6 protein-coding genes are annotated in these 12,388 nt (G+C 33.8%); 4 read left to right on the top strand and 2 right to left on the bottom strand.

Translation table 11 applies throughout. The annotated features are described in order from the left end of the window. Positions 1 to 262: 262 nt before the first annotated feature. Both BM183_RS07055 and BM183_RS07050 read right to left on the bottom strand, forming a co-directional pair. The gene (locus BM183_RS07055; protein ID WP_091685611.1) at positions 263 to 1,837 is read right to left on the bottom strand and encodes a DUF6273 domain-containing protein; all 1,575 of its coding nucleotides are present in this window, start codon (positions 1,835 to 1,837) and stop codon (positions 263 to 265) included. A 182-nt stretch (positions 1,838 to 2,019) separates the two neighbouring features. Further along, complete coding sequence (locus tag BM183_RS07050; protein WP_091685609.1) at positions 2,020 to 2,820, bottom strand: hypothetical protein; 801 nt, start codon at positions 2,818 to 2,820, stop codon at positions 2,020 to 2,022. A gap of 643 nt (positions 2,821 to 3,463) precedes the next feature. Here BM183_RS07050 and BM183_RS20970 point away from each other — a divergent pair. The 4 genes from BM183_RS20970 (at position 3,464) to BM183_RS07030 (ending at position 12,387) form a co-directional block, all read left to right on the top strand. Further along, the gene (locus BM183_RS20970) at positions 3,464 to 4,426 is read left to right on the top strand and encodes a cell wall hydrolase (protein WP_242960906.1); all 963 of its coding nucleotides are present in this window, start codon (positions 3,464 to 3,466) and stop codon (positions 4,424 to 4,426) included. Positions 4,427 to 4,613: 187 nt separating this feature from the next. Further along, complete coding sequence (gene thrC, locus BM183_RS07040) at positions 4,614 to 6,098, top strand: threonine synthase (protein ID WP_091685607.1); 1,485 nt, start codon at positions 4,614 to 4,616, stop codon at positions 6,096 to 6,098. A 728-nt stretch (positions 6,099 to 6,826) separates the two neighbouring features. Continuing rightward, positions 6,827 to 9,211, top strand: coding sequence for an Ig-like domain-containing protein (locus BM183_RS07035; RefSeq protein ID WP_091685605.1), 2,385 nt, complete (start codon positions 6,827 to 6,829; stop codon positions 9,209 to 9,211). 185 nt (positions 9,212 to 9,396) lie between these two features. Next, positions 9,397 to 12,387 carry a bifunctional glycosyltransferase/CDP-glycerol:glycerophosphate glycerophosphotransferase gene (locus BM183_RS07030; protein ID WP_170847918.1) on the top strand — a complete coding sequence of 997 codons (2,991 nt, stop codon included), beginning with the start codon at positions 9,397 to 9,399 and terminating at the stop codon, positions 12,385 to 12,387. Position 12,388: the final 1 nt, after the last annotated feature.

Below are 12,388 nucleotides of genomic sequence, written 5' to 3'. Positions count from 1 at the left end.
TTAATATTTATAAGTTAGAATTATAAATGGAGATTGAAATATATATACCAAATGTTTAGTATAAATAAAACGAAAGGTTTAGTTGATGGTTAAACTGAAAGCAAAAAATGTTGAATTATCACAGGTATGGACATATGTGAGGTTTTGAATTAATCTCAATAAAATAGATTGCAAAATAAAAATGTAATGAAAGAAAGCGAAGAATCTATTAACAATGTGAGATTCTTCGCTTTCTTTCATAATTAGTTCTAATAATATTATACTAATATTCTTTTACATTAATATAAGGATATACATTCTCCCCGGTTTCTGCCGGCTGCTTCATTTGTATGGCAGATAAATCGACCCAAATAGCAGGCCTTATGGCGTCGTAACGTCTTCCTACAAAATAGGTTGCAGTAATAGCACCTGTGGTAAATACATAAGCAGCATATTTTTCATGGAGAGCCGGTGAGCGGAGCCACCAGCAGGTATTACCATTGGTCTTATTTTTATATCCGCCATTTTTACGGGCATAAGTAGTGCATTTTAACATTCTGGTTTTAGAAGGCTTCATGTCTTTTTTGAATCCGTAAGCGGGATTCATAACATCCTGCATAGTTGGAAGGAATACCTTATCTACGGTGTCATTTCCGCCTTTGGTACCCCAATATTTACTGTCAGGAGTTGTAATATTGCTGTCTAAGATGGCCTTCTTCTCAAGAGTAGTAAATGCTATATCTAAGAAAGAGGTATTTAACCAATTTCGTAAAGAACAGGTTTCCCATGTGAAATCCTCAAAGGTCTCGTTGATATTTTTACAAATCAAACCGTATTCTGATAGCAGAAGGGCAGAATCTTCATTTACTTCAAGGACTCTCCATAAGATAGGCTCTTTACCGTTGCTGGTCTTATTATCCTGTTCAAATACACCGAAGTATACACGGCTTCCTTGCCAGTCATCCTCTTCTGTAAAATTTTCTGCGTTTACCGGATTATGAATAGGAAGACTTTCTGCATTAAAAGCAGAAACGGTAACGGAGACCTCTTTCACTGTAATAGTTCCGGATACATCCGCAGTAACGGTAATGGAAGCCGTTCCTTGGCCTACTCCGGTTATGATACCGTCAACACCGTCATTAACTACAGTTGCAACTTCAGGATTGTCTGACACATAAGTAACTCCGCTTAATACACCTTTGTTGACTTTAGTTTTTATTTTTGAAGAAGTACCTTCCATAACCGTAACCTCTGAGGCAGTAACAGATACCCTGCCAGATAATACAGTAATGGAGGTTAGGAAGGACATGTCTTCCCCATTTAGTGAAAATGAAGTGGTAATATTTGTAGTACCTTCCTGATTAGCAATTACATGACCGTTAATTAATACTTCTGCAATAGAGGTATCTTCTGAAATATAAGTAATATTTTCTGGTTTGCCTTCTATAGACTTAATTTTTATGCGATCTGTGTTACCAGAGTATATGGTAAGAGTTTTAGTAACTTTAACAGGCGATGTATCATCGGAATCTTCCTCGGGTGAATCTTCAGATGAATCAGAGTCATCAGTCTCATTTTCTGAAATATCATCAGAATCTGCATCAGAATTCTCATCGGAAGTTCCAACGGAATCCTTGTTGGTATTGCTTTCAGAACCATTTGACATGGAAGCCCCATTATTCTCAGAGGAAGGAGAAATCACTTCGTCGGAATCCTTCATATAGATAAGTTCCGAATCCTCGGATTTACTATTCTTTTTATTCTTATTTAATGTCTTGTTCAATAAGAAAGCAAGGCAAAGAATTAACACTATGATTACAACGCCTGTTCCCAATAAAAGTTTTATATTCGTAAACATATTAACCTCGATTCCGGTGCTTTAGCACCATTTAATAACGACAGCAATTTTTGTGCTTAGGCACAATTTGTGTCGCACAAATTGCCGGTTGAAAAAACTTGTTTTTTCAACCTATCTCCAGACCTTTCTTTTGTTATGATTTGTTATTGTGTTGAAAATGATAACATTATACGAGGAAATTTTCAAGCAGGGAATATGGTATATTCTCTGATCTTCTTAGATATTCTTACCTTATTATATAGAAGGGCATAATCAATTTCATCCAAACCATCAATATAGTTTAAAGGATAATCCTTGGTAAAACCTTTACTTTTCATAATATGAACTGCCTTATTATAAGCAATGGCAGCTTCCTTTTCTGAAGAATATCTTCCTATTATATAATCACCATTAATATGTAATTTAGCCGTATATACCGGCAGTCCTTTCATAAATGATTTAGTAACGCCATAATAAGGGTTAACAATCTCAATATTTCCATACCGGTAATCGGTAGAATCTCCGTTAACAAAACGGTAATCCCTTCCTGCCACGGCAAAATTCTTAATGCCATAACGGGACAGAATGTTTACCTGCATTCCGTAGTCAGAAACAAAAAGATGTCCGCCTCTTTTCATGATCTTATGTTCTGAATAATAGAATAAGTCGTCTACGTCAAATTTAAAGAATATTTTCTGATTAAAATAGTATAAAAAGTATTTTTTTCTCAGATAAATAGGGTTTTTAAAATATATGCCATTATCCCTAAGATTAATAAGCACAATCCATTTATCAAAGGATAAAGCATATCTATCCTTATAATCTTCAATCTTATAACAATTTTCCCGTAAAATAGCCACAGCTGTGTCGTATGCTAACCCTGCTGACTTTTCGTTAGAATAGCTGCCTAGACTAATGTGCTTGCATTTGTGTGTAATGGAAGCGCGGTAATAGACATCTCCATTTTTCTTCCTTGCAATGTAAACACCCTGTACCCGTTTCAAAGAATGCTCCTCCTTAAAGTAAATGAATGTATTCTCAATTCACTGATTCTAAATAATGTATTATTATCATATTAAACTGTAGGCAGATAGAATGTCAATGTTAGGATAGCATCAAAAATTTTTTCGTACTATATGTATAGAAAGTAATAAACTGGATATACTTCAGAAGTAGTCTCGTTTTTCCCTAGCATTTTCAACAATGTAAGCCATAAGACCTAAAAAACAAATATTACGTAATTGTTACATAAATGTTAAATTATAACGTGAGTAAAACTAAGGAAAAGCAGTTAAAATGAGGGTTTTCCATTACTTAAAAGAAAAAAACTTATTAAAAAGTGAATAAAAGAAAAAAAGCGGTGTAAAATATTTAATAAATGGTTAACAATTTGTTAAAAACTGATTAGAGAAACTGACTAAAAAAATAAATATCAGCACACTTATATTTGTTTAAAATGCGACATAATGTAAAAGCATGGAAAATAAAATATGTATTATGTTCCAAAATTAACGAAAGCTTATTGACACCATTAAGTGAGATGATATAATTGTTAAAGCTTAAAAGAGGAATTGTAAAAAATGGTAAAACAATCAAATATTACCATACTACAATTGAGCTAAAAAAATAAGAAAAGAGGATGTATGCATGCTAAATATACACTCGTTTCTTCATAGGGTTAAGATGCCATCACTAAAAACAATATTCTTAAACAAGAATGGCAAGCATAAGAACCGTATGGCAGTCATCGCTTATATGATGGCTACGGTCTTATTCATACTTAGTCCGGACTATATCTATGGTGCAAGCAATTATGAAATGCAATTTGTTGGGAGTACAATTACAAAAACCATAGAAATAGAGGAAGAAACAGCTAATGAAGCAATAGTACGAACCGATATAGTAGAAAGACTTACAAAGGAGATAACGAATAACAATCCATTCATACTATTAAATTTAACAGATAATTACCAAGAATATAAAAAACCATTTACCAAGGGGTTAATGTTAGATAACACATTAGAAAGTACTACAGAGAATACAAAGGCAAACTCCCAAAAAGGAGCAGCTGCCAAGGTTGATAGCAGTTCAACTGATAAAAGTACAAAAATGGATAAGAGTAAAAAACAAATAAAGAAAGTTAGTACAGAAAAAATCGAATCCAATAAAGCTGGGGAAGCAGCAAAAGAAACACAAGCAGCTAGCAAACTTAAAACCGTTGTTAATTTATCACTAGAGGATCAGGAAGTATTACAACGAATTGTGGAAGCTGAAGCAACCGGGGAAGACATCAAAGGTAAAATACTTGTAGCCAATGTTATTTTAAACCGTGTAAAGAGTAAAACCTTCCCGGATACTGTTAAAGGTGTTGTATTCCAAAAAAATGGCGGTACGTATCAATTTTCACCAATTAAAGATCAAAGATACTGGTCCGTTAAAGTTTCGAAGGATACCATTACTGCCATTGAGAGAGTGATGGACGGAGAAGATTACTCCAAAGGAGCTTTATACTTCTCAGCAAGATCCAGAGCTGAAAAGAGAAGCATGTCCTGGTTTGACAACAATTTGGAATTCTTATTCAAATACGGCGGACATGAATTCTTCCGCTAAACAAACTAAATGCCATTCTGAGTGCAGATCATTCAGAGTGGCATTTTATTGTATTTTCTATTTCTCAAAATTTTAATTTAAAAATTCTTGTTCTCCCATAATTAACATGTTATAATACATAGAATTTAACACGCTAAACTATTGAAACTTATAAATAAATATAAATAATCAAAAGGAATGAATAACTATGAATCTTATGTATCAAAGTACACGCAGCAATAGTGAACCCATTACAGCTTCCAAAGCCATCTTAAAGGGACTGGCTGACGATGGAGGTTTATACGTACCTAAGTCTATTCCCAAATTGGAACTATCTATGAAAGAACTGTCTGACCTGAATTACCAACAAACAGCCTACGAAGTGATGAAACTTTTTCTGACCGACTTTACGGAAGAAGAGCTAAAATCCTGTATTGAGAAAGCCTATGATTCTAAGTTCGATACAGAGGAAATAGCACCGTTGGTAAAAGCAGATGGGGCATATTACCTGGAATTATTCCACGGTGCAACCATAGCCTTCAAAGACATGGCACTGTCCATCCTTCCCCACCTATTGACCACGGCGGCTAAAAAGAATCAGGTACAGGATGAAATCGTAATCCTGACTGCAACCTCAGGAGATACCGGCAAAGCAGCTTTAGCTGGATTTGCAGATGTAGAAGGAACCAAGATTATCGTATTCTATCCTAAGGACGGAGTCAGTGTAGTACAAGAAAAACAAATGGTAACCCAAAAGGGTGATAACACCTATGTAATTGGCATCAGAGGAAACTTTGATGATGCCCAGAACGGCGTAAAAGCAATGTTTAACAATAAAGAGCTTGGAGCAAAATTGAAGGAGAAAGGCTATCAATTCTCCTCAGCCAACTCCATTAACATTGGCCGTCTGGTGCCTCAAATCGTATACTACGTATATTCCTATGCAAATCTATATAAGAATGAAGAAATTGCAGAAGGTGAGAAGATTAACGTAGTAGTACCAACAGGTAACTTTGGTAATATCTTAGCTGCATATTACGCAAAATGTATGGGGGTACCAATAGGCAAACTACTTTGTGCTTCTAACGATAACAAAGTATTATTCGATTTCTTCCAAACAGGAATCTACAATAAGAATAGAGAATTTATACTAACCAGCTCACCTTCCATGGATATCTTGATCTCCAGTAATTTAGAGCGGCTCATCTTCCAAATTGCAGGAGAGGATGCAGATAAGACTTTGGAACTTATGAAAGCCTTAAGTACAAAGGGCGAGTACGAGATAACGGAAGAAATGAAATTCAGGATGCAGGAATTTACAGCCGGATATGCTGCTGAAGCAGAAACAGCAGAAACTATAAAGAAGCTATATGAGAAAACCGGCTATGTCATCGATACTCATACTGCAGTAGCGGCCAGTGTGTACAACAAGTATAGAACACAAACCGGAGATACTTCCAAAACAATAATTGCTTCCACGGCCAGCCCTTATAAGTTTGCAAGAAGTGTGATGAATGCTGTTGATATGAAATATGATGGTTTGGGTGAGTTTGAACTGGTAGATGAATTAAGCAAGTTATCCGGAACAGATATTCCTCAGGCAATTGAAGAAATCAAAACTGCGGCAGTGCTTCATACAAGAGTATGTGATAAAGATAAGATGCAAGAAACGGTAGAAAATATACTGATGTAATATTGCACGTTATACCGAATATTATATTATCTGGATATTATGTTACTAAGATTCAAAGTAATGAATCTATAGGAATCAAAAATAGTTACTCTAATAGTGAGTTACTTTAGTAGTGAGTTACTTTAATAATGAGTTACTTTAATAATGAGTTATTTCATAAATAGTTATCCCTATTTCTGTTCACTGAAAGAAATGGAGATAACTTTTTAATTTAATCTAATTTATACGCTGCCCAATATATTACAAGAAAATAAACTGATTATGACAAAACCGTGACATAAATTTGACACAATCAAGGTGCATTATATAAGCAAGTCAAAAATAATGCGGACAATAAAACTTCCTTTGTTCCATTAGAGTGACTTAGATATAGTCAATTCCATACAAAACTTCAAACAAACAGGACATAAAGCTATATAAGACGTTTGGAATGGATTACCAGAAGATTGACATAGAATGACTTGATAATAAACCGCTGAGATGTGTCAAAAATAAGGTAAAACCCGAATTTTTCAACCCAACTGGAAAATTGCCAAAAAAGTAAAAATATAGGTAAAAAGACTTGACCTTTTGTTTGAATATTGTTATAATCAACTTGTTATTGGAATGATTATATTTATGTGTGTCTACGGGGTGGGGTTATCCTTCATGAATTTGTCGGATAATTAACATCTTGGGACATAAGAAAATATAATTCCAAACATATATTTTAAGGAGGAAGAAAGAATATGAAGAAAAATTTCTTTAAGAAATTAGCTTCTGGTCTTGCTTTAGCAATGGTAGTTACGAGCTTTGCTCCTGCTGCACCAGCATTTGCAGCTGCAGCTACTAAAATTGTTGAACAAGGCGGAAAAACAGCTCCACAAACAGTTTATGTGGGCAAAAAGGTTGATTACAGCCTAAACAATGTATACAAAACAAACACTTACAAGTGGTTTACTAGCAATGCTAAAATCGCTAAAATCACTCAAACAGGTGGCATTGTAACTCCAGTAGCTCCTGGTAAAGCTACAATTAAAGTTAATGCTTACAAGAAATCAACTGGAAAGCTTATCAAAGCATTCAAATTAGACTTAGATGTTAAATTACGTGCTACAAGCGTTAGCATCGGTGCAGAAGATTTCGAATTAGCAGTTGGAGAAAAGAAAGATCTTGACGCAGTTAAGACTCCAGCTAACTCAACTGATACTTTAAGATATTTTTCAAGTGATGAAAAAGTAGCTACAGTTGATACAAAAACTGGTATCGTAACAGCTGTTGCAGCTGGTGAAGCTACTATCAAAGTTGCTTCTAAAGGTGCTTGGTTCACAGCAAACAATAGCAAATACAACAAATATGACGAAGTTAAAGTAACAGTTGTTGATGGTTTATTAAGTGTTAAACAAACAGCAGCTAACAAACTTTCTTTAACTTTCAGCAAGGATGTATCTGAGACTCTTAAAGCTTCAGATTTCGCTATTGAAGAAGTTTCAACTCATTCAGTTCAAGCAGTTAAAGGTTTATCATTCTCAAATGATGGAAAAACTGTTACTTTAGAAACTTATTTAAGCTTTGCTGATAAGAAAGAATACAAACTTACTTATGACGAAAAAGCATTCAACTTCACAGCAAGTGTTGGAGAAGTTGCATCTATAGCTCTTAAGACAACTAAAGTTGTATTCGGTGAAGAAACAAAAGTTGAATATACTTTATTTGATGCTAATGGCATTGATATTACAAGTATAATTGATGCTAGCAGAGTAACTATGGATGTTGATACTAAGACTGGTTATTCTACAGATGATGGTAAGATCACTTTATACAATAAAGGTGATATTGCAAATGTTACACTAACATACCATACTTGGACTTACAAAGATGGTGAAGAAGTTACCGTTTCAGTAAAAGGCACAATTGTTGCAGTAGATGCTTCAGAAATTACTTTTGGTACTTATGAAAAATACACTATTGCAAAAGATGAGCCAGCAAACTGGGATAAAGTAACACCTAATACAAGAATTGCTCTTGATGATTACGGTTATAGAATCTTTGTAAGAGTAAAAGGTTCTAACGATGAATATGTTAATAATGATGATATTAAATATAGTTCATCCAATGGTGATGTACTTGCAGTAGATGCTGATGGTAAATTATATCCTATCAAAAAAGGTAGCGTATATGTTATTGCAACTACTGGTAAAACAAGTTGGACACTTCCAGTAACTGTTTCTGATAAGAGAACCGTTGCTTCTATAGCAGTAGATAAAGGCAGTGTAACTGTTTCTAATTCAGATAAAGTTACAGGTGGTGATAAGGCAAGAATTGAAGTTACTGTAAACGATCAGTATGGAGTGAAAATTCCAGATGCAGAGATTTTAGTTACTCCACAAAATTCAAAACTTACACCTCCTTCACATAGGGTAGAAGGTACAACAATAATCTTCAATGGCTTAGGTGCAGATGCAGGAACTCATGCATTTACAATTGAAGCAGGTAATAAGAGATATGGTGTAACAGTAAGAGTTTTAGAAGTTAATGATAAAGCTTCAACAACATATCAACCTTTATTATCAACAAATAATTTGGATACAGTAATTTATGAAGATACTAAATTAGATAGTAAAAATATTACCATCAGTGTAGGTAAATATAAAGGTAATGTACTTCATAGTTATATGGAAATGAAAGATGTTACAGTTTATAAACCAAATGGTGACGTATTAGTTACTGGTGCAGGAATTGAAACTCTTACTGTAGAGACTACTCCTCAAGTATCCGGTCAAGCAATTAAAAAACTGCCTACTGGACGTTATAAAGTAGTTGCAAAGTTTGATAATGAAATTACAAATAAAGTAGATGAAAAGACTTCATACTTTACAATAAGAGATACACAAGTACTTCCTACAGTTAAAGTAGAAAAACTTACAATTGATACTATTGGAACTCCATTAGATGCAGCAGTAGAAACATTAAAAGTTAGAGATGCTAATGGTAACGAACTTCCAATTCAGTCCGCTAAGGGTAAGGTACTTACTAATCAAGTGCTCATTGAAAATGTTACTGTAATAAATAAAGTTGGTGACCACGAAATTGAAACAACACTTACTCTTAATAAACCATTTTATTTAAAATAGTCTTTAGCTTAATATTAATTAATTAGTTATTTTGTTACCTTGAACTGTCAATATGACCGTTCAAGGTAACTTTTTTTGGTAGAATCTTTTATAAGAAAGTTACTTTGTAGGATTATTATTGCAATCAAACGTCAACTATGTTAAAATCCTTCTTAGTGGATAGCCATCAAATCAGGAGGTTTTATATGAATAAGTACAAGGTTAGTATTATTGTCCCTGTGTATAATGTTGAAAAGTATCTTAAGCAATGTATGGAAAGTTTGGTTAACCAAACCTTACAAGAGATAGAGATTATTACAGTGAATGACGGTAGTCCTGATAATAGTATAGAGATATTGGAAAGATACGCTAAGAAGTACCCGGATAAAGTAAAAGTGTTTTCAACAGAGAACCGAGGTGTTAGCCATGCCCGTAACTATGGACTTGATAGAGCCTCTGGTGATTACGTTATGTTTGTTGACAGCGATGATTATATTGAACTGGATATGGCAAAGAAGTTATACAGGAAGGCAATAAAAGACTACAATGACCTGGTTATGTGTGCCAGATATAATGTATACGAAGTTGAAGGTAAAAAAGAGCCAAGACGTAAGGTTCTTAAGATATTTTCTATGAATCAGAACTTTAAGATGTCTGAGAGAAAGTTTGAATTGGCACATGCTTCACCATTCCCTTGGGACAAGCTTTATAAACGTTCTTTATTAGAAGGAATAAGATTCCCGGAAGGAATACGGTTCGAAGACCTTGTTGTTGCCTTTGAAGCAGTAACAAGAGCGGAGAGTATTGGAGTGGTTCATGAGCCTCTCTATAATTATCGTAAGACCACCCAAGGTGGGTTCTTAAATAGTTTTTCAGAAGCAACCAAGGATATTGTTACAGCCTTTGGTTTATTATTTGATTTTATGAAAGAACATGATTTGTTTGATACTTTCAAAGAAGAATTAGAATATATCTGTACAAGGCATTTCTTTTATCGTTATGAGTCTTTCTATGCCGATGAGAAGAAAGGCCAATTACAGCTAAAGATAGATATTATTAACGAAACACAAGATTTCTTAGAGAAAGAGATACCGGGCTGGCAGGATAACCAATACCTAAAGTATTGCTCCGGTGCTGCTATTAAAAAGCATCTAAAATATTATGTAGACAGGAATAAGACCATACGTTATATTACTTTCCGTGACAGGGTTCCTGGTTTTGTATTACGAATTGCTCAGAAACTAAGGAAATTAAAGACTAAGTTAAACGGAAAGTGGAGAAAATTTAGAAGAAGCAGGAACAAAAAGGCATTGATTAAGAAGAAGTTAAAGAAACTACCTTTTCTTAAGCTATTTCATATGCCTATAGATGTAAAATATACTAAGTATTATGAAGAGTTAAGTGTCAATGATAAAGACATTCTCTTTGAATCAAAACATGGAGAAGATTTAGCCGGTAATATCTTTAATATGATTTATGAAACAGGTAGGGATAAATACAAGGACTACCGTGTTTTTCTTGTTCTGAAAAAAGAACTGAATGAAACCTATAGAACATTATTAAATAACTATGGTATTCGTCATGTACGCTTTATTGAATTACATTCCAATGAATACCTAAAAGCCATTGCTACTGCTAAGTACCTTGTTACGGATACCAGTTTGCCACCTTACTTTATCAAGAAACCGGAACAGGTATATTTAAATACCTGGCATGGAACTCCTCTGAAAGCTATGGGTAGGGCCGTACCGGATAGAGAATACGGTCTTGGTAATGTTCAGAGAAATTTCAATATCGCAGATTATTTGTTATATCAGAATGATTTTTCAAAAGATGTATTTTTGAATGATTATATGCTGGATAAGATATATGAAGGTAAGGTATTATTATCCGGTTATCCAAGAAACTCTGCTTTTTACCGCACAGACAGAAGAGATATTATCCGTAAAGAATGTAAAATTGAAGACAAACAAGTAATTGTATATATGCCTACTTGGAGAGGTTTACTTCATAAGAAGCAAAACAAAGAACAAGTAGCCAGAATCTATAGTTATTTAGCTCGCATTGATTATAAACTACAAGAGAATCAGATTTTATATGTAAAACTACATCCTTTTGTTAAGAGTGAAATTAATTATGATGATTTCATTCATATACGTCAATTTCCTAGTGAATATGAAACTTATGATTTCTTAAATGCCAGTGACTTGCTAATTACTGATTACTCCAGTATTATGTTCGATTATGCAGTTTCTAAGAAGAAAATGATTCTATTCACATATGACAGAGAAGAGTACTTAAAAGATAGAGGTATCTATATTAGTTTGGATGAAATGGACCTTCCAAAAGTAGACACTGTGGAAGAATTAATGGATGAAATTAATAAAGAGATAAAAGAAGATTGTGAATATCCATTGTTCTTTGAACGCTTCTGCAGTTACGATTCCGAAGATACTGCCAGAAATGTATGTGATACAGTATTTTTGCAGGAAGAATGCGGACTTAAGACCATTGAGTACAAAAAGGTAAAGAAGCCTAATGTTCTTGTTCATGTAAAGGCACTTAAGGATACGGAAGAAGATAATAGTTTCATTCACAAAATGAATGGAATGAATTTAGAGAAAAGAAACTATTTTATTCATTTTAAAGCGAATGGAATGAAGAAGACCTCCAGCCTTTTATCTTTATTCAATAAAGATATAGGGTATCTTCCGATGCAACCGGGTAAGAATTATAGGTTATCAGAATATATAGCATTTACCTTAACATTTAAGTATGGTATTGAGAATGGTTTTACTAAACGTAAAATACAGAGTCTGGCTTTAAGGGAGTTAAGAAAACATTTTGGAGATACGAACTTTGAATATGTAATTAATTATTCCGGTATGGACTTGATGTTACTTCATATTCTGGATCAAATACAAGGTAAGAAGATATATTGCTTTAATAACTTTACTATTGCACAATATAATAAGTCTAAAAAATATCGTAAAGATATACAATATGCCCTAAGACACCTAGATAATTATGACTTAGTAGTTCTTCCGGATTCTATGAAGAATATGAAAGAAGTTCATGAGTTGAATAAGAAAACAAAAGTGCGTATGGTAGAATCCCTTCCGATAGACATTGACAAAGTTATAAAGTTACTGAATAATGAAACATTAGATGAGACATTAGTAAAGGAGGTTGAATAGT

It is taken from the genome of Anaerocolumna aminovalerica (genome assembly GCF_900115365.1).
Taxonomy (GTDB): domain Bacteria; phylum Bacillota; class Clostridia; order Lachnospirales; family Lachnospiraceae; genus Anaerocolumna; species Anaerocolumna aminovalerica.
This window is presented reverse-complemented; position numbering and strand designations above follow the sequence as displayed.